Here is a 20,176-nt window from a genome sequence, read left to right on the forward strand (position 1 = left end):
TTTTGAAGCTTGTATCACCAACATCTCATGTTCTTATTTTTAATTATCTATTTATTTATATTAAAGGCCACTTTCCTTATCGAAAGTGGCTCATACTCATTTCATTCTTTTATACTCTACAAACCATTCCTCATTTTCCAGGAATATTTGTACACCAAGCCAGCCTTCTTTTAATAGACGTTGCTGCATAGTGGTATCACTCATTAATACTTTACAAGATTCACTGAAAGATAAAACTTCTTCAGTTGTTTTTTTGAAAAATACATAACGAAGCTTACCATCATATTTTAATTTTAAAGCTGCAACCTTCATACCTTGAGAAAATTTATCTTTTAAGCTTGGGATATTGAACGGCTTTACTGTAGCACAAATATAATCAAAACGTTCCACATCTACTTGCTCCATAATAACTTTAGCCAATGTCTTTTGAAGACCAAAGCCACGATAATCAGGAGAAACATTCGAAATTTCTTGGTATAAGACACGTGATAATTGAGATTCTTCTACTCCACAATCACGTCCAAGATGCTCATCATCAATTTCAGGCTCAAGAAGTGCACGGAATGCAATTAGCTCTTCCCCTACAAATGCTCCAATCATTAAGCCGTTGCCATGAAGAATATATTCAAATTCCTCTTGTGATAGAGGCTGTAACACGGATTGATCTGGTAATGCATTATAAACAATAGTTTGTAACTGTTGTATGATAGGTAAATGTTCCATTGCTAATAAGCGTATATCAAATGGTGTTTCACCTAAATGACCTTTATATAAACTGTTCATTCAAGTCCTCCTCCAACTGTTATTTCACTACATGCGAGTAGTGGCAAAGTTCTTGTAGGACAGCCTCATCTACATCAATGCCTAATCCAGGACGCTCATTTAAACAAATAAATGGTACATCATATTTTAAGTTACCCACATCTTTTGAGAATTTTAATGGTCCTGTTAACTCGACGCTTGTCATAATTTTTTTTGAGAATGCAACATGGAATCCAGCAGCAGAACCGACTGATGATTCTACCATCGATCCGATTTGGCATTCAATCCCTGCCATTTCAGCCATTGTTGCTAATTTCATCGCTGGGTATATACCACCGCATTTCATCAGTTTAATATTGACCTTATCAGCAGCACGTTTAGCAATAATTTCACGCATTTCTTTTACGCCATGTAAACCTTCATCAATCATTAAAGGAATGTCTGTTTTAGATTTTATTTCTACCATCGCATCAATGTCGTCTGCAACAACAGGTTGCTCTAACCAATCTAAATCAACGTCACGTAACGCTCTTAATCCGCGTAAAGTTGTGGAACTATTTTCCCATCCTTGATTGACATCTACTCGGATTGCGATATCAAAGCCAACACGCTCACGTACTGCTTGAATACGTTCTACGTCCTTCATGACTTCTGTTCCAACTTTCATTTTGAATGAGCGGTAGCCTTGTCTCACACGCTCTTCTGCTTCATTTGCCATTTTTTCAGGTGTACCAATGCTTAGTACATGTGTTATTGGAAACTTCTCATGATAACGACCACCAATTAGTTGGTAGACTGGTACATCTAATTTTTTTCCTGCTATATCGAAACAAGCAATATCAATAGCTGCTTTTGCTGCAGGTACTTGATAAACTGCCTTATCCATTAATGCGTGAATCTTTTCAAATGCCATTGGATCTTGACCAATCATCAATGGAGCAAGTTGGTTTTTCAATACAGCATAAGTACTTTCCCAAGTCTCCCCTGTTACATGTTCATCCGGGACAGACTCACCGAAACCTACAATTCCTTCATCTGTAGTCATTTTCACGATTATAGAGGGCATTGATGGATATGTGTCATAGCTAATAATGAATGGTTCAATTAAAGGTAGTTCGATAGCAAAAATTTCAATTTCAGTAATTTTCATTTATATTCACTCTTTTCTTTTTAAATACGAGCTGTTATAGTTGTCGTTAAATAGTCGCTAATTAGTAAAAAAATATAACAAAGGAGTCATATTCTATGTCAACAAAAATAGCAGTCATTTGTTCAAAAGCATTTATGAATCGTCTCAATATTATCTCACATGAAGTACCACATATACAATTAGATTTTTATATTTACAATTCACCAGAAGAAACACCTAACTTAATGAAACAAGTAAAACCTTGTGATGTTCTACTGTTGGCAGGTACATTGCCTTATTTGTATGCTAAACACTTATTACGTCAATGGCCAATACCTTGGACATATATAAAACAAGATGAAACGATGATATCAGCAACTATTCTTTCTGCAATAGCAAAACATAATGTCACAATTGACCGCCTATCTATTGATGTAATGAGCTCTACTTTTATACAAAATGTCTTACAAGATATCCAGTTTGAAGGTCCATTACCATACATGCAAGAAATTGAATTATCGACTCCAACTAAGCAATTACTTACAAATCATATTGCACTTTGGCAGTCAAAGCAAATTGACTTAGTCATAACGAGTATCCATGCTATTTATGATGACTTAACGGCATTGGGTATACCTGTCATACGTATGCTTGATCCAAAAAGTTCAATTATACGTCGTCTAAATGAATCTATATCTTTATCACAATTAACAAAGTTTGAATCAGCAAAAGCAGTTGCCGGAATTATAGAATTCCATAAAACTACACATAATCCATTACAAATGGTAGAACAATTAGCCACTATCATCCATGCTTCTTATCAACAAGTAGACACATGCCGTTTTGAATTATTTACGACATATGGACATTTACAAAATGCACTTACCCAAAACAAACTTGAGTCTTTCTTTACTGTTTCAGAAAAGTCTGCGAAGCTCGTCTTTGGTTATGGTGAATCTATACTAGAAGCTCAAAGCAATGCACAACAAGCTTTAAAATATGCTTTACCTAATGCTATTTATATCTTAACTGAAAATAAAGAATTACAAGGACCATTTCCAAATACCACCACAACATTATCATTACAAGCTAAAGACCCTTATATTGTCCTTATGGCAAAGGAAACAAAACTTAGCCCACTCAACATCTCTAAAATTATGACCTTTAGTAAATCGAGACAATCGTTACAATTTACAGCTCATGATTTATCCGAGCATTTACAAGTAACACGGCGAACTTCAGAGCGTATTCTAAAAAAACTTGTTGAACATAATTACGCTAAAATTGTTGGAGAAGAGATGACATATCAACAAGGTCGACCACGCAGTTTATATGAGCTGAATTTCTCCACATATCATTAAAAGAGCCTTCTAGAAAACATAAATTCTAGAAGGCTTTTGCCTATTAATCTAGTGCAGGTACACTATTTAAATCTTCTTTCTCTTTTAACTTCGCTTCATTACTCTTTATTAATGCCTGCTCTTCTGGCGTTAATTTAACGATAGAAAAACCTATATATCCATAAATAATGGAAAGAATGGGTACAGTAAAGTTCAATATCGCATATGGCGCATATTCAAAAGCACTTACACCTAATGTCGCTAATATAAATACACCACACGTATTCCATGGGAAAAACACAGAAGTTAGTGTACCGCCATCCTCTAAAGTACGTGATAAGTTTTTAGAGTGCAGTCCTCTATCTTTATAAACATTAACGAACATACGTGAAGGTACAACGATAGATATGTATTGCTCAGAACAAGTTGCATTTGTTGTAATACAAGAGGCAATTGTTGCAGCAACTAAGCTACCTGTTGATTTTGCTGCTTTCACAATAATATTCATCATTGATTGAAGCATACCAGAATACTCCAATATACCTCCGAAAGTCATCGCAACAAGAGTCATTGATACAGTGAACATCATCGAATCTAGCCCACCACGATTAAACAATTCATAGACCATTTCATTGTCAGTTTCTAGTTTAAATCCTTCTTGCAAAGCATTCAATGCATTTGCTGGTGCACCGCCTTGCACTAAAATTTGAGCCATAAAACCTAGTAAAATCCCAACAATTAAAGCAGGGATAGCAGGAACTTTTTTCGCTACCAATACTATTACAATAACCGGTACTAATAGTAACCAAGGAGTAATAACAAAGCTTTCTTGTAAAACACTTAATGTTCCTTCAATTTTTTCGATATCCATAGAAGAAGATGAAAACTGTCTACCAAGTATACCAAATACAACTAACGAAATAAGTAACGCAGGAATTGTTGTATAAAACATATGCTTAATATGATCAAACAAATTTGTATCTGTTAAACCCGCAGCTAAATTCGTAGTATCAGAAAGTGGCGACATTTTGTCACCAAAATAAGAACCAGAAATAACAGCCCCTGCAATCATCGCAGCAGGAATACCCATACTTAAGCCAATCCCCATTCCAGCTACGCCAATTGTAGCCATTGTAGACCATGAACTTCCGATAGCTAGTGACACAATTGAACAAATAAGCAAAATCGTTACTAAAAACCATGCTGGTGAAATAATTTTCAAACCGTAGAAAATCATTGTCGCTACAACTCCGCCACCAATCCACGCGCCAATAGTTAGCCCAACTAACATAATTATCACAATTGCTGGTAATGCAAGACGTATCCCCTTATACATCATGCCTTCAATCTCTGTCCATTTATAGCCATGCTTCCAAGTAACAATCGCTGCTACAATTGTCCCCACAATTAATGGCACATGTGGACTTTGACCAAATTTCACGACTGATACAAACATTGTGATAATCATAATCAAAAATGTTAAACCAGCCCATCCTGCACTAATCTCCTTTTTCATTTCTCACAACCCCTTTGCGAAAATATAAATATTTTAGAATAGTCTATAAATACTCACTATTATAATAATAGTAATAGCCACTTCTTTTTGAGTCAAACCTTTTTTGAAAACGCTATCAATTTTGGTGCGTCAACAAGCAAAATTCAACAAACTGATATTACTAAAAAATAAAAAACCTATGCAAAGATTTTCTTCGCATAGGTTCTTATATTATTTCACTAGAGTTTTTGAAAGTACTTTCGCTAATACTTTAGCAGCATCTAGTAAAGCTTCTTTTTCAAAAGTCATTTTTGGATGATGTAAACCTGGTGCTAAATTGGCGCCAATACCGATCATTGTCGCTTTTAATTCTGGTTTTAATACTGTGTAGAAGTGGAAATCATCACTACCTGGTGTTACAACTGCTGGTGCTAAATGCTCTTTACCTAACACTTCAACAATCGCCTCTTCCGCCATTTTTGCAGCATCTGAAGATACTTCTGCACCTGGTGTTAAATCCACCCACCTCCATTGAATATCCATTTTAAATTGTTGCTTGATTCCTTCTAAGCCATGTTCAACCTTAGATTGCATCTCTTTTAATATAACGTTTTTCTGCGCGCGTACATCCATAGTAAAGCTTGCTCCACCTGGAATAATATTGATACTCCCGCCATCTGCTACAATTTTCGTTAATTTCACTGAATGTGGTTCAAATGGAGATATATAAATATTCTTCGCCATTTGTTGTATAGCTACTACAACATCAATAGCATTTTGCCCTTGATGTGGTCGTGCGCCATGGGCATCTGTTCCATGGATACTGCCCTCTAAAAATACTGCAGCTCCATGGTGGATAGCTGGAGATACTTGCCCTAATTTAAGTTCCTCAACAGGACGTAAATGCACACCAAATAAATGGGTTACATCCTTAACTGCCCCTCTTTCAAAGGCAGCAACAGCACCATTCCCCTTTTCTTCAGCCGGTTGGAAGATAAAACGAATACGATGATTTAACTCTAGATCTTTTAAATGTAATAGCGCGCCCAACACCATCGATATATTGGCATCATGACCACATGAATGGTTTGCACGCCATTCACCATCAACCTCTTGCCACAAAGCATCTATATCGGCACGTACTGCTACTACATCTTCACCTTCACCAATTTCTGCTAGTAAACCTGGTACATCACCAAGTAGTCTATAAGAAATGTTTAATTCATCTAATATAGACGCAATTTTTTTTGTTGTTTCATGTTCTTCCCAGCTAATTTCAGGATTCGCATGAAAATACTCAAACCAATTTACTATTTGTTCATCAATTGTCATGTTTAACACCCCATCTGAATCACATCATACTGCAAAAATAAATAGATTTCCATCTAAGCATTTCTGTCCTACTTTAATTTCTTGTTGATATTTTTACTAGAAAACGAATTAAAGTTCCGATGAACATACACTAAATTATGTAAAAATAATCCCTTTTCATAAAAAAAACAGCCCTTATACGGCTGTTCAATAGCTATAACTCGGTAAAAAAACCTTCAGGATATTGCTCACCATTATTCTCATGGCAAATTTCCTCACGTTTTTCCTCTTCTTTTTGAACTTCAAAATCCTGATCTACTAAATACGTTTCAAATCTTGATGCTTTCATTAGCATTCCCCCTTAAAAATAATTTTAGTGCTTTTAATATTACAATTTTACGTACGTTAAATCAATAGTTATAACCTAATTAATTTAAATTTTCTGTTATTTCATAAAAATTAAACAAAATCCAACATTTTACAGTATAATAAAGGCAATATAATTTAACTAAAGGAGATTGTTTATGAGCCCTTTTTTAATCCCAATTTTCGCATTATTAATTCCAATTGTCGCCATCTCATCAAAAGCTTTCAATGATCGCTTGAAAATTAAACATTCTATACTAAAAGATGAAATTGAGCTCGAAAAACTGAAACAACAAAGTTTTATAGCTGAAACAGAAAAGCTTCGTTTAGAAATTGAACAAGTTCGTTCATCATCTTCACTATCCAAAGATACATTGTTAGAATTTAAGCCTATTCAACCAGACTTAAATATAGAACCTACTCCAATCTCTTTTAAAGAAACAAAATAAAATCACGGTCGCTCTAAGAGTGACCGTGATTTTTCTTTTCTCCAAAAACAAGACGCCATCCGACAATAACCGCAATTATTAATATCAGCATATATATCAACTTAGCATATGGAATCATAGCGATTAGATAATGGACTAAAGCAAATGCACCAATGACAACCATTGCTACTAAAACCTTTAACGTATTATTATCTTGCGTTAGTTCATGAGAATTTGAAAAAGGATATACTTCTCCATTCAAAAGTACATATGAAAGCAATGTCATCATAATTGCAACTAATAAAATAATAAGTAAATCCGGAATTATTGCCCATGAGAACATGGCAATGAACACAATACTTAGCAGAGCAAAAGTCGGGAGGAACAACTTCACAATTGCTGCTTTGAGTGTACTACTATAAAACATTTTAGAATTGCTAATCGGTGTTGCTCTAAAAATCCAGTTACCTTTATATGCCCCTGAAAACTTCAATAAATGAACAACCGTCGGAATCATGAGCGCACTAAAATACAAAGGATACACATTTTCATTTGCCATAGCTTCTTTTAAAGAATCGATTCGTACTTCATTAAAAAACATGACAAATGGAATAACAATTGCAAAACCTATTTGTGGATACGCCTTCAATTTAAATTCTCGTTCCTGCCGAATCATTAGTGAAGCAAATCGATAAAATGTACGCTCCTGAGCATTACGACACAAGATTTTCGAAGTCCAATCTTCAAAGAAATGTGACTTACCTTTAGTACGTACCGTATCACTCATCAGTTTTGATAAGCTTCTCTCAAATGTTGGCATCAACTTAATATATATCCTTAGCATCAGCAAGGGAATAACAATACCACATGCCATTAATATAAGCATATTTATCGAATAATCTTGGTTTAACAATACTTCAAAGAAGGCACTATACCAAAGAGGAGGTAAAAAAACGTGCCACCACGTAAACGTATACTGTAAATTCATTTGAGTTAACTCAAATGAATGTGCCATTACTTGATAGCTAACCATAACTGCAACTGCTAAAAATATTTGCACATAATTGATAATATCCTTCAATTTTTCACCACTAAAGAAACGTAGAATAAATAAATATGTTAAGGCCGTAATGACAACTACAAAACAACTAACAAAAACAATACTAACGATGAAAATGAGCCCGTAAAAAATGCCAAATCGATATATCCCAACAGCAAGTGGAATAATGACAAATGAACCTTCCAGCAATGCTAAATAAATTACAATGTGCATTAATTTAGCTGCATTCAGTGTACGATTACTGACAGGTTTTGGCTGTAATATATTTTTGTCACGCACATCTAACAATACTGCTGAGAAATCAGACACCATCGTCGTAATTGTAATGAACATTAACACAGTAAATAAAATGCTCGACGCGAACATATATTGATTTCTCAAAAACAGAAAAGGGGTTAACAATAAGAGTCCGTAAAAAAGATATAGCCAGAGGGATTTAATAAATTGATTGCCTTCTTTTTTCTGCTTTTGTCCATTGAAAATAGCCGGTATTCGACGACTATCCATGGTTAGTTTCAATTGAATAAGTTTCCTCATAATTGGATAATCGATATCAAATTTCTCAAAAATCCATCGGAACGCGTCGAGTACTCTTAACGACTTAAAATCATTCATGTACTCGACCTTCTTTCACAATCTCAACAAAACGCTCGGCGATCTCCACCTGTTGATTAAATCCTGTCATCTGATTGAATATTTCCTCTAGTGTCCCCTCCTTACCTTGCTGTTGTAACTCTTCGAAACTACCATCTGCTACTACTAAACCATTAACTAAAAGCACAATTCTATCACTAATCTTCTCAACAACTTCCATGATATGAGAAGAATAAAAAACAGTCTTTCCCTCTTCAGCAAGCTTTGCTAAAATCTCTTTCACAACGAGTACACTATTTGCGTCTAATCCACTTAAAGGTTCATCAAAAAACAATAGATCTGGATTATGTAATACGCTAGAAATGATTAGTACCTTCTGACGCATCCCCTTTGAAAAAGAGGTTAAGCGTTGATGAAAAGCATGCTCTAACCCAAACTGAAACATTAATTGATACGCTTTTTTCTCAGCTTCTTCGCGCTCTAAACCATACATTTCTCCGGTAAAGGTTAAATACTCTGCGGCTGTTAAATGATCATATAGCTCTGCTGTTTCAGGCACATAGCCAATCCTTTTTTTATATGTATAATCCCCATCAGCAATATCCTTACCGAAAATTTCAATTTTCCCTGAATAGCCCTCAATTAACCCTAGCATCAATTTTACCGTTGTACTTTTACCTGCTCCATTCGGCCCTATATAACCAATAATTTGCCCCTTACCTACTTCTAGATTAATACCATTTAAGACTTGTTTATTACCAAACGACATCTCAATATTTTGTAATCGTAAAATGGGTTCACCTATCAACAAAAACACTCCTTTATAAGAATTTTCTTTTTTCTTTAATTATAATAAAACCTTAGAATCGTATAAATGACTCTAAGGTTTTATGGTTATTTTATCGTTTACGAGAGTTTTTAATTTCAGATACTTGCTCTCTCATAGTAGCGTATTTATTGTCACCTATTAATATCATAATTTGTAACATTGTAAAAGGTAAATAAGCTCGTTTTCTATAAGCCAAATACTTAGGCTTCCATGTATTTGCGAATTTCTCTTTAAAGTGTTGTACATCTTGGAAATTATAATATTCTTGCCCATTAAATATAATTTCTGCAGCAATTTTCTCTGTTAATGTAGCATACTTGGAAACACCAATATGTGAAAGTGGTGTCATACCAACATTTAAAAGTTTGAAATTCTCACTCTTAGCCCAGATGAAGATATTAAGGAATAAATAATCTATTATACCTGTTGGAAGATCCGTTTTTTTCGAACGCATTAAGTCAATCGAGATAGTCTGCTCTTCATCATATAATGGAATGATATTTGAGAATGCCACAACTTGATTTTCACCATTTTTCACAACAGCGAGTGGAGCAAATTGCAAATAATCTTCATTGAAATAGCCAAGTGAGAATCCTTTTTCTTTTCGATTATCTAGCCATTCATCTGATAAGGTGCGCAATTCTTTCATCAGATCCTTTTGAAATGGCGGTTGTATAATTTCAAAAGAATAACCTTCCTGCTCTAAACTATTTGTTAACTTACTAACGGACTTTGCATCATCGTTTGAATATACAAGTTTCTCTATATCTATATAGCCCTCTTCTCCTAATTTAAAGAAATTGTAGCCATAACCATGTAGATAAGGTACAAACTGATCGCTTACTTCATAAAAGACTGGCGTATAACCGTAATAATCAGCATGCGCAACAAACTCCTCAATTGCTTCCGCAAAATCTGCCTTTTCTCCAACCAAGTCTCCAAGAACAACTAGCTTATCGGCACTTTCCTGATAAGGGAATAAAACAGTTTTTTTCTTATTCCAAAAAATATATTTATCATGCAAAAAAATGAGGTGTGATAGCTCTTTACCACCATATTTATTGAGATGTAAAAATATCTCTTTCTCATGCTGGAATGAAGATATTTTCTTAAATTGTGTCACTTTCCTTACCCAAACTTCTATTAATACAACAATGGTTACAACAATTAACGCGATAAAAGCGCTCCGAAATAGATCGCTCGAATCCGTAATAAAGTATGGTCTCATGCTTTCTGGAATTGGATATCTTGCAGATGGCTTCGCCCAAATACCAATACCAACATACAATGCTGTAATAATCAAAATAATAGATACATTTATAATTGAACGACCCCACGTAACAATATAACTTTCACGATAGAAACGGTCTCTAGATACAAATAATAGCCCAGCTACAAAAATCATAAATAGTGCCTGTTCATATTGAATACCTTTTAAAATAAATAATGCTGCAGCAAACAATAATACAAATAATGTTATTTTGTATGAACGTCGATCCTTGTATGAAATACCATTCGATAACGCTAGCAATATAAATCCTGTCGCTACAGCTACCTGATGAGAAACATTGACTATTGGCAAAGATAATACATCTTTTGCATACTTAATTCTTTCAATGGCTCCAGGAGCAGCGGAAGATAGCAACAGTAAGAGCCCTGATAAAAACACAAGAACCGTAGCGGTGATATGACTAGCGCGTTCTAAAATAATATTCGGAACACTATTAAAACCTGCATTTAATTTACCCCATAGCTCTCGAAGGAACAAAGCAAGCCCCGCAAAAAAAGGAATAATATAATAACCAACGCGGTAAAATAACAGCATTAATAATACAGACTCTTCAGGAACATTTAAGCTTTGAGTTCCCCAGATGAACACTAAATCAAAAGATCCGAGACCACCAGGAATCATACTTACAATACCAGCACATGAAGCAACAATGAAAATTGGCAGCAAATTTTCAAATCCAATTGGTACTTCTAGCATATAACTGATTAAGTATATAAATGCAAATGCACCTAACCATTCTAAGACTGACACACCTAGTAATCCCACATCACCTAATACATGGCGGAGTGTTGTTGTTTTTTTAGCTAATTGTACAATAGCTTTGATAATTAAAAATGGCACATATAAACCAATAATTGATACAGCGATAACTAAAATTTTCCGTTCATTAAATAATGGGAAATCCCAATAGAAGATTGGTAACACCCATGCAAATAATGAAAGCCCAGCTAAATAAAATAAAGTTACTGAAGCAATTGTTTTGAAAAATGCACCACTATCTACTTCTTTTTTCTTAAAATAATGTGTTCGTAACAACACACCAATTAAGCCGCCAAAACCAATTAAATTAGAGAAAGAGTTAATAATTAATGATTCTTTCATCAACCGTCTTAAAGGTCTTTTAAGCTTTAATTTTTTCACAATAAAATAGTCATAAAAAAACATTGGAAATACAAGTACTAAAGGGACAGCTGCCATTAATACTAAAGTACGAACATCTAAATTCTCTAGCTCTCGAACAATTTCTTGCCCATTAACATTCCCAAGTATCTTACCTATTTCATGGATAGCAAAAATCATTAATAATACCGGAACAATGATTTTCAGCCATTGAAAAATTGTCGATCTGTTTAGTTTCATTCGCAACCACCCATTTACGTCAACTTCTTATACTACTACTATACAGTTGTGACGCGAAAAATGCTGAATTCGTTGCTTAAATTCTTAATTTTTTCACAAATCGACTATTTTTTAATAACTCCGCACGCTATTCGCTTACCAGAATTCCCTGATGGATCTGTTTTATAATCGTCTGAAGATTCATGTATAACAAAAGCACTACCATCTCCATCTAGAATAGAACGACTATCTCCTTGTTTTAAAGTAAATGCTTTAGTTGAAAATTCCAAATCAACTGTACCATCTTTATCTATTTGTAAATTTGGCAAATCACCTAAATGGTATCCCTTCGGATTTAAATATCCATGTTGCTTTTCTGTTGGATTAAAGTGCATACCGGCCGACTCGAATGTAGGTGCTTCACATTTTCCGACTGCATGAATATGAATCGCCCTTTCGCCAGGTTCTAACCCTTGTAAAGCAAGTCCGATGTTAACACCTTCTTCTGTTTCAGTTAAAACTGCTTCACCAATAGATTTACCTTCACTATTAATAAACATTGCATGTGCAGATTCAGCTGGAATTGCTGTTACTTCCTTATAAGCTTCTTTATTAGACGAACAAGCACCAAGCAATAATGTCATACTTAGTAACATCCATTGTGATTTTTTTACTCTCATTGAGCACCACTCCTTTTATAAAAGGATGGCTAAAATGTTGAAAATTATGTATGAGAAATGCTAAATCACTCTCTTTTAAAAAAGCGATAAAAAAAAATCCCCTCACAACGAAATATTTTCGACATGAGAGGAACATTTTATATTGCATATTAGTTTAATACTTTGATTGTGACATTACGTACGCCCCATTGATAAACTTTGTTATTATCTGGGATAAATACATCAATACGGTTCCCTTTAATAGCTCCACCCGTATCAGAAGCGATTGCCTCCCCATAACCTTCTACCCATACTCTTGAGCCTAATGGGATAACAGAAGGGTCGACTGCAATAACTTTTGCTCCTGGATTTGCACGTAAATCATAACCAGTAGCTGTGATACCTGAACACCCTGTACAATAGGCTGTATATGCTGTAGCACGTACAGTCATCGTTTTGCCGCCTTGTTGAGGTGCTGATGTTGTTGTTTGTGTAGATGTTGATTGGGCTTGTTTTGCTTGTGGTGCTTGTGTTTGTTGAACTTTTGTAATATTTGAAGTTGCCTTAGCCGATAATGCGAGTGTATCTCCTGCAAAGATTAAATCGCTTGATAAATTATTCCAATCCATCAAATCTGCTATAGTAACCTCCTTTTCATCGGCGATTTTTGTAAGTGTATCACCTTTTTTAATAGTATATGTGTCATCTGATTTTTTATCAGATTTAGATTCTAATTCTAGTTGTTGTTCTGGGAAGATTAAAGAAGTATCTAGCAGATTAGATGCTTGCAAGTCTTCGACTGAAATGTCATTGGCCTGTGCAATAGCCCAAAGTGTATCACCTTTTTCAACAGTATAACTAACAGATGCAGCTTGCGCTGTCATTGTTGCAGATCCTAATATCAAAAAACCTGCCGCTAGTGCAATCAATTGTTTTCTCATCGTTAAAAACGACCTCCTTTTCACTAACACGGATAACTCTAACATCCCCACATGTCATGAATATTTCTAAATGATGTAGGGGGGGTATCAATCCTGTTACAATAGTTATCAATATTCTGTCATTTTATACATTTTTCTGTAAAAAAATTTTTTCAAAGTGTTCTAAATCGTTGTCATAACTATTAAAACGGACATTGGAATATACCTCCAATTACTTATTTCTGAAGCACTTTATACACAAAAAAACACTAAGAAATTGTCTAATTTTTTTTGTTTTCTTGAAAAAAAGATGTTATTTCGCTAAATTTGAGGGTTAAAATAGAGGTTTTATCGGTCAAATATTACAAAAGTTTATACCTATTTTTAGGTAAAATATACAGTAAAAGAATGTTTTTCATTTTATTTTCCAGTAAAATATTCAATCAATATTTACTTATAAAACAAAAATTCATTATAAAACAGATATTTTCTTAACAAAAAAACACCTTCCTTTATCATTTAGGAAGGTGTTGAGTATATTTAATCTGACCATGAATAATTACAAACATTTTATTATTTAAGAAATAACTTCTTTTTGCATCGCCTTTAATTCGGCCAAAGTATAAAGTTCTAATAAGTCCTGTTTGTTAAGTTCAGGCAATAGTAAATGAATATCTCTTAGTAATACTTTACGTTTTTTAAATTTGTCTTTATCTTCTTTTTGCTCAGCTGATTCGTCCATTACATTCAATAGTAATTCATCTGCCGAAACTTGTAGCACTCCACTTAACTTTACAATCCAGCTTGCTGATGGGACACTCTCTCCCATCTCCCAACTTTTAATACGGCTTGCGGACGTGCCAATTTTTCTTCCTAATGACAACATTGAATAATCATTTAACTCTCGTAACTCCTTCAACTTCATTCCAAAAGCTTGCGCGTCAAACATTTTTCTCACTCCTTTTAATGTATTTTCATTTGTGGGTCTTTAAGTTACTTCTATTATTAAGCTTTCATATTTACACTATTTAAATTTAGCGCTGAAAACTAACTTTGATAACTAATATTTTTTAACTATATAAAATTGTTATTTAACAAAACTAGCTGGCATAAAAGCCGCTACTACTTCTCCATTAACTACATGCTCATCCCCAGCATATAATTTCACGTGAACTTTGAATTTCTTTGGGTGAATTTCTTCTACTTTGCCAACAGCTTTTAGCTGTACCCCTTGTGGCGTAGGTTTCAAGTAATCCACATGTAATGACGCGGTAACGAATCTTGGCGGCTCCACACTATCACCTGGCTCATGACCATTTTTTCTATGGAGTGCCAATGCTGCTGATCCCGTACCATGACAATCAACAAGTGAAGCTATAAAGCCACCATATACGAATCCTGGTATAGCAGTGAATTTATCTCCTGATTCATAATAAGTAACGGTTTCTTCACCTTCCCAAACCGTGCGAATATGATGACCTTCAGTATTCAGTCTTCCACAACCGTAGCACCAAGCAAACTCATCCGGATATTCATCCTGAATAGCTATTTTTTCTACCTTATTCATGCACATTCATCCCCCTTATTGCAAAATAATCCAACTACTATACAATTCGACACCCTCCTTCTTAAACCTTTTCTTTTTAACAACTTTTCTGCTTTAAAGAGAAAATTTTTATGTTTATTAGAATAACAATTAGATTACTTAGTGAATCCGCTTAGATCTAAACGCAAAAAAAGCCATTTCAGCTACTCGATGAAATGGCTTTTTTAACCTAATATACTGTTACAAATATAATACAAATAATAATTATGTTAGCAATCAATTTATAAAACTAAAATAAATAACATTGTCATATCTCATAATTTCCTTCTATTATAATAATACGTTTAAACGTAAATTCTAAAAAATAAAAAGCTATCTACTCATCAAATTTGATGAATAGATAGCTTTCGTATTTTTATTACCATAATGTCGGCTTTGCAACCATAAACCATAGCATAATTGACAGCAACACAATATAAATCCAAACAGATTTCACTAACTTATTGATAAACTGCTGCTGATCGAATTCAGGTGTATTAAATGTACGAATCGTTGGTTTAAAAGCACTTGCCAAAAAGACAATTGAGCTAATCATTACAGCAAAAGTCATGACAATCCATGACGTCATTAAGTTCCAACCACCGAGCCACATAGCAAGCAATCCAGTAGTGACGAGAACATGGCCCGCATGCTTCACAATACGAATGGCAGTCGAAAATGTCCCCACATACGCCTCTAATGCATGGTGATTTTCCGTTGTACGCATTTTCTTTAGCATCGGTAGCAATACAAAGAATGGTCCAATCGACAAAATGGCACTTATTACATGTATAAAAACGATTATCGAATATATCATTTGATCGAACCCTTTAAGTGGTATTTATTTTTTTGATATTCCTTCTATATTCACGATAATTGAAAAGGTAATAGAGTGCAATGTCTGAATTATGAACAAAAAACTATGTTGTTTTATTCCACAGTCATAAGCAAAAAAGTAGCATTTTCATGGTTTAATCATATACACTTAAATTAGTGTTAACCTAATGTAAATTACTTATTAAAAAATCGTAAATTGGACAGGTTTTTTAAATTTCTGTAGTACAATGCAGATATAGGTGAAACCATCACATAAAAGGTTGCACTTTAGAATATACTTAAGATAGAGGAGAGGATTTTTATAGGTATTCACAAATTTTTTACAAGCTTAAACGACTTAGAGCGAATTATTCGCTGTCCCGGACGCTTCAAATTCGAAGAGCATAATGTAGCAGCTCACTCTTGGAAAGTATCACAATACGCCATGTTCTTCGGCACCTTAGAGGAAATGAATGGCACAACGATTGACTGGAAATCATTATATGAAAAAACGATTAACCATGATTTCGCAGAAGTTTTCATTGGTGATATCAAGACACCAGTTAAACATGCATCGCCCGAGTTAAAACAAATGCTGGCACATGTCGAAGAGAAAATGATGGAAAAATTCATCGTCTCAGAAATTCCAGAAGAATTCCAAGGCATCTTCTTTGACCGTATGAAAGAAGGTAAAGATGCCACTACAGAAGGCCGTTTACTCGAATTCGCAGACAAACTCGACCAATTCTACGAAGCATTTGCAGAGCTAAAACGAGGGAATACTGATTTAGAATTTGTATATATGTATCAAACTGCTTTAGAAAAGTTGTTACGTATCCCACTGCCAACGAGTGTCGCATACTTCAAAGAAGTTATGTTAGCAGACGTTATCGCAGAAGAAACGCAAATCGATATTTACTCATTAACCCATGAAATTATCAATAAAGCCTAAGCCTTGGAAATAAAAAGGCGAAGAGCTTTTTTATTTTACCTAATTTCATAAAAAAACTGCAAATCCCAAGACGCCTTAGGAATTCACAGTTTGCCCTTTACTTTGCTTCTATTTTATAAAACTCTTCAGGAATTGGCCCAACATTACGTCGATGATAAAGCAATGGCTCTTTCTCAGTATTTTCAATATTGAAGACATGCCCGATTAAAATAGTATGATCACCTGCATCAATTTGCTGGATTGTTTCACACTCTAGCACCGATAATGTATCATTCAAAATAGGTAATCTTTGTTCAGACTCTTGCCACTTACATTGACTGAAACGATCTTCAATTTTACTCGAAAATAGGTTACACAGTTCTTGTTGTTCGCTTGCTAAAATATTAACGGCAAATTTTTTCGTTTTCATAAATTCATTATATGATTTTGATTTTTTATCGATTGACCATAAAATGAGTAAAGGATCTAGAGAAACCGATGCAAATGAATTGACCGTTAATCCAAGAGGTTCATGGTTTTCATTGAATGTTGTCACCACTGTAACTCCTGTTGGGTAGTTACCTAAAGCTTTTTTAAACGCTTGCTGTTGCTCTGACATATTATTCACTCCTATTTTTCAATTCCTTTTTATTATGATATCTCTATCATATGTTTATTTTTAACTAAAGGGTTCGGTCAAGAGTATGACGTAGAATTTCTTTAATTATAAGTTATTTTACAATAACAACTCTTTGATCGAGCGATTGTATTTCTTTCTCCTTTGGCGCAACAGTTGGCTTTCCAAATGGTAATTGCGCAATCAGTTTCCATCCTTTTTGAATTCCCCACTGCTTGCAGATTGCAGATGAAAACGTTGGAGTATAGTGCTGCAAACTAGCGCCAAATCCTTCGTACTCCAATGAAGTCCATACTAAGTATTGCAATATTCCTGACGCTTGATGCGACCATTCAGTAAATTGTTCATGAAATAATGGGAACTTATTCTGCATTGATGCAACTACTTCATAATCCTCAAAAAACAATACTGTCCCATAGCCACTTGCAAATGCATTAAACTTTCTCTTGTTTTTTTCTATGTGTTCTTCCGCTAATCCTTCTTTTATAGATTCAAATATAACTTGCCAAAAATCTTTATTACTATTTCCAAGTAGGACAACGAGTCGACCTGTTTGAGAATTAAAAGCTGTTGGAGTGTTTGCTACAGCTAATTGGACAACCTCCTCAATACGTTCGTCAGAAATAACAAATTCATCTGTAATACTATAAAAGGATCGTCTTTCTTCTATCGCTGAATAAAAATCACCTGACATTTTAAGAGTCTCCCTCCTACTCTGTTATATCAAATCTGTAACATTTCACTAATGTATCAAATTTATAAAACTCTTTGGTTTGATCTCTTTGAAAACCAAGCCATTCATACAATCTAATTGCATCTGACATTTTATCTGTAGTATGCAAATAAAGAGACTCTGCTCCTTTTTGTTTAGCATACTCTATACTTACTTTTAACAGTTCTTTAGCCACGCCTTTCCCTCTAGCAGAAGGGTGTACTGCCAACAAACGTACAATAGGAGTATGGATTTCTAACTCAGGCAAACCATATGCCTCCTTTGATGAAGAAAAAATTTGTAATGTTCCCAGAATAGAATCGTTGCTTTTCGCTACTAAAACGCGGTCCAAATTAGGATTGTCTAATGAAGTTCTAATCTCCCCAATATACGTATTCCAAACTTCCTCATTTTCATAACTATCTTTATATTGTTCATAGCTTTTCACTAAAACTTCACGTGTTGCATCCTTTTCTTGTTCTAACAAGACATCTATCGCGATAATACTCCCCATCATACCTGACCCCTTTCTAGGTACATTTAAATTGCACTATTTGTATAGGATTTCGCCTTTTTCTCTACGGCATAAGATACCCATTCTATAATTGCTGTAATAATCCAGTATAAAAAACCGGCTGCTATGAAAGCTTCCAAAAACTTTAGATTTTTGGAAGCGATTATATTTGCAGCACCTGTAATTTCCTTTTGAGATACTAGAAAAGCAATTGATGTGGTATGTAAAAAGCCGATTATTAGGTTTGTAAAATTAGGTATAGACTGAGCTAATGCTTGAGGTAAAATAATTCTTTCCAGTACTTGAAATGTATTCATCCCTATTGCATACGCTGCCTCTATTTGCCCCTGTGATACACTAGATATCCCTGATCGAATAATCTCAGATAAGTAGGACCCCGCTGTTAAAGATAAAGCGGTTATGACAAACAAGACAATAGGAATAGAGTTAGATTGAATAGGTAAATGTAAATATTTAATTAATATATCTAGCAGTAACGGTATCCCAAAATAAATTAACATAATATGCATAATTGCAGGAGTGCCCCTAAAAAAAGAAACATAAGCATTAGCTATTGGGCTTAACAATTTCAAATTATATGCTCTAATCATTGCAACAGAGACTCCGATAAGAAACCCAAAAATAATTGGTATAAATGTGAGTATTAGAGTTAACGGGGCAGCTTTTAATAGTTCCTTGAAAGCAATCCAGATAAAAAGAAAGTCAATTGTCATACTACTTTGCACCCTTTCTCAGATTGTAGCTGTTCCATTTGGTTGATAACGATTTAAATATCTCTCGGAAATTTTAAATACTTTCTCTAAAATTACTACAACAATGTAGTAAACGATTGCTAACGAAATATACACTTCTAAAGCATGTGCTGTTGAAGCAATTAATGTCTCGCCCCTTCCCATCATGTCCATTACACCAATTGTGAAAGCTAAAGAAGTATCTTTTAATGAACCGATTATAGAATTTGAGATATTAGGAAATGCGATTCTAATTGCTTGTGGAAATATTATTCTGTAGAAATTTTGAAAACGAGTCATTCCAATTGAATATGCAGCTTCCGTTTGACCATAATTGATAGCTGAGATGGCACTACGAAATATCTCTGCAAAAATTGCTCCATTACTAAGTGAATAAGTAATAATAACGAAGTAGAGTGCATCCATTCTTGTAATATCTATATTCCATAACATCAAAACTGCAGGTAGCCCATAGTAGACAAGGAATAACTGAATAAGTATAGGTGTACCTCTAATAAATGATATATATAAAGTAATCATTTGCTTTAATATTGGAATATGAAACAACTTTGGTATAGCCGCAACTATACCAATTAAAATTCCAAGTATTGTAGAATAAATTAAAATTTCTAGAGTAATACCCAAGTATTTTGTTAATGTAGGAATAAATTCAATAATTAATGCCGGATCAAATACTTTCCCCATCC

The 20,176-nt window shown here is 34.2% G+C and carries 21 protein-coding genes; 3 read left to right on the forward strand and 18 right to left on the reverse strand.

The window, feature by feature from the left end:
• Positions 1–96: 96 nt before the first annotated feature.
• The gene (locus AMD00_RS16520) at positions 97–783 is read right to left on the reverse strand and encodes a hypothetical protein (RefSeq protein ID WP_053418086.1); all 687 of its coding nucleotides are present in this window, start codon (positions 781–783) and stop codon (positions 97–99) included.
• 19 nt (positions 784–802) lie between these two features.
• The gene (locus tag AMD00_RS16525) at positions 803–1,912 is read right to left on the reverse strand and encodes a mandelate racemase/muconate lactonizing enzyme family protein (RefSeq protein ID WP_053418087.1); all 1,110 of its coding nucleotides are present in this window, start codon (positions 1,910–1,912) and stop codon (positions 803–805) included.
• Between the two features lie 95 nt (positions 1,913–2,007).
• Here AMD00_RS16525 and AMD00_RS16530 point away from each other — a divergent pair, with 95 nt between their 5' ends.
• Positions 2,008–3,252, forward strand: coding sequence for a hypothetical protein (locus AMD00_RS16530; RefSeq protein WP_053418088.1), 1,245 nt, complete (start codon positions 2,008–2,010; stop codon positions 3,250–3,252).
• 43 nt (positions 3,253–3,295) lie between these two features.
• On the opposite strand, the gene nhaC is transcribed toward AMD00_RS16530, so the two are convergent.
• The 3 genes from nhaC to AMD00_RS24185 all read right to left on the reverse strand — a co-directional run bounded on the left by nhaC (position 3,296) and on the right by AMD00_RS24185 (position 6,386).
• Positions 3,296–4,747 (reverse strand): Na+/H+ antiporter NhaC, encoded by a 1,452-nt coding sequence (nhaC, locus tag AMD00_RS16535; protein ID WP_053418089.1) that lies wholly within the window; start codon positions 4,745–4,747, stop codon positions 3,296–3,298.
• 210 nt (positions 4,748–4,957) lie between these two features.
• Positions 4,958–6,058, reverse strand: a complete 1,101-nt coding sequence (locus tag AMD00_RS16540; protein WP_053418090.1) for an amidohydrolase — start codon at positions 6,056–6,058, stop codon at positions 4,958–4,960.
• 193 nt (positions 6,059–6,251) lie between these two features.
• Positions 6,252–6,386 carry a hypothetical protein gene (locus tag AMD00_RS24185; protein ID WP_255511505.1) on the reverse strand — a complete coding sequence of 45 codons (135 nt, stop codon included), beginning with the start codon at positions 6,384–6,386 and terminating at the stop codon, positions 6,252–6,254.
• A 175-nt stretch (positions 6,387–6,561) separates the two neighbouring features.
• Between AMD00_RS24185 and AMD00_RS24220 the strand changes: the two genes are divergently transcribed.
• Entirely contained in the window at positions 6,562–6,852 is a 291-nt protein-coding gene (locus AMD00_RS24220; protein WP_211258655.1) for a hypothetical protein, read from the forward strand.
• 13 nt (positions 6,853–6,865) lie between these two features.
• Here the strand turns inward: AMD00_RS24220 and AMD00_RS16550 are convergent, their stop codons facing one another.
• From AMD00_RS16550 to AMD00_RS16585, 8 genes are all read right to left on the reverse strand, one after another.
• Positions 6,866–8,506: a hypothetical protein gene (locus AMD00_RS16550; RefSeq protein ID WP_053418091.1), complete on the reverse strand. Its 1,641-nt coding sequence runs from the start codon at positions 8,504–8,506 to the stop codon at positions 6,866–6,868.
• Entirely contained in the window at positions 8,499–9,254 is a 756-nt protein-coding gene (locus AMD00_RS16555) for an ABC transporter ATP-binding protein (protein ID WP_053418334.1), read from the reverse strand. Before AMD00_RS16555 ends, AMD00_RS16550 begins: the two co-directional genes overlap by 8 nt.
• Positions 9,255–9,384: 130 nt before the next feature.
• Positions 9,385–11,964 carry a bifunctional lysylphosphatidylglycerol flippase/synthetase MprF gene (mprF, locus tag AMD00_RS16560; RefSeq protein ID WP_053418092.1) on the reverse strand — a complete coding sequence of 860 codons (2,580 nt, stop codon included), beginning with the start codon at positions 11,962–11,964 and terminating at the stop codon, positions 9,385–9,387.
• A gap of 104 nt (positions 11,965–12,068) precedes the next feature.
• Positions 12,069–12,623: a superoxide dismutase family protein gene (locus AMD00_RS16565; RefSeq protein ID WP_053418093.1), complete on the reverse strand. Its 555-nt coding sequence runs from the start codon at positions 12,621–12,623 to the stop codon at positions 12,069–12,071.
• A gap of 149 nt (positions 12,624–12,772) precedes the next feature.
• Positions 12,773–13,543 (reverse strand): LysM peptidoglycan-binding and 3D domain-containing protein, encoded by a 771-nt coding sequence (locus tag AMD00_RS16570; RefSeq protein ID WP_053418094.1) that lies wholly within the window; start codon positions 13,541–13,543, stop codon positions 12,773–12,775.
• Between the two features lie 556 nt (positions 13,544–14,099).
• Positions 14,100–14,471, reverse strand: a complete 372-nt coding sequence (locus tag AMD00_RS16575) for a helix-turn-helix domain-containing protein (RefSeq protein WP_053418095.1) — start codon at positions 14,469–14,471, stop codon at positions 14,100–14,102.
• Positions 14,472–14,609: 138 nt separating this feature from the next.
• Positions 14,610–15,089, reverse strand: a complete 480-nt coding sequence (locus AMD00_RS16580; RefSeq protein ID WP_053418096.1) for a PaaI family thioesterase — start codon at positions 15,087–15,089, stop codon at positions 14,610–14,612.
• A 397-nt stretch (positions 15,090–15,486) separates the two neighbouring features.
• Complete coding sequence (locus AMD00_RS16585) at positions 15,487–15,924, reverse strand: hypothetical protein (RefSeq protein WP_053418097.1); 438 nt, start codon at positions 15,922–15,924, stop codon at positions 15,487–15,489.
• Between the two features lie 321 nt (positions 15,925–16,245).
• On the opposite strand from AMD00_RS16585, the gene AMD00_RS16590 reads away from it, so the two are divergent.
• On the forward strand, positions 16,246–16,875 hold the full coding sequence (locus AMD00_RS16590; protein ID WP_053418098.1) for a YfbR-like 5'-deoxynucleotidase: 630 nt from the start codon (positions 16,246–16,248) through the stop codon (positions 16,873–16,875).
• A 97-nt stretch (positions 16,876–16,972) separates the two neighbouring features.
• Here the strand turns inward: AMD00_RS16590 and AMD00_RS16595 are convergent, their stop codons facing one another.
• From AMD00_RS16595 to AMD00_RS16615, 5 genes are all read right to left on the reverse strand, one after another.
• A complete protein-coding gene (locus tag AMD00_RS16595; protein WP_053418099.1) occupies positions 16,973–17,473 on the reverse strand; it encodes a flavin reductase family protein in 501 nt (166 codons plus the stop codon).
• Between the two features lie 112 nt (positions 17,474–17,585).
• A complete protein-coding gene (locus AMD00_RS16600; RefSeq protein WP_053418100.1) occupies positions 17,586–18,185 on the reverse strand; it encodes a nitroreductase family protein in 600 nt (199 codons plus the stop codon).
• A gap of 16 nt (positions 18,186–18,201) precedes the next feature.
• Positions 18,202–18,720 carry a GNAT family N-acetyltransferase gene (locus AMD00_RS16605; protein WP_053418101.1) on the reverse strand — a complete coding sequence of 173 codons (519 nt, stop codon included), beginning with the start codon at positions 18,718–18,720 and terminating at the stop codon, positions 18,202–18,204.
• 23 nt (positions 18,721–18,743) lie between these two features.
• On the reverse strand, positions 18,744–19,451 hold the full coding sequence (locus AMD00_RS16610; RefSeq protein ID WP_053418102.1) for an amino acid ABC transporter permease: 708 nt from the start codon (positions 19,449–19,451) through the stop codon (positions 18,744–18,746).
• Positions 19,452–19,469: 18 nt separating this feature from the next.
• Positions 19,470–20,174 (reverse strand): amino acid ABC transporter permease, encoded by a 705-nt coding sequence (locus tag AMD00_RS16615; protein ID WP_053418103.1) that lies wholly within the window; start codon positions 20,172–20,174, stop codon positions 19,470–19,472.
• Positions 20,175–20,176: the final 2 nt, after the last annotated feature.

Origin of the sequence: Viridibacillus arvi (assembly GCF_001274945.1) — a bacterium.
Lineage (GTDB): Bacteria > Bacillota > Bacilli > Bacillales_A > Planococcaceae > Viridibacillus > Viridibacillus arvi.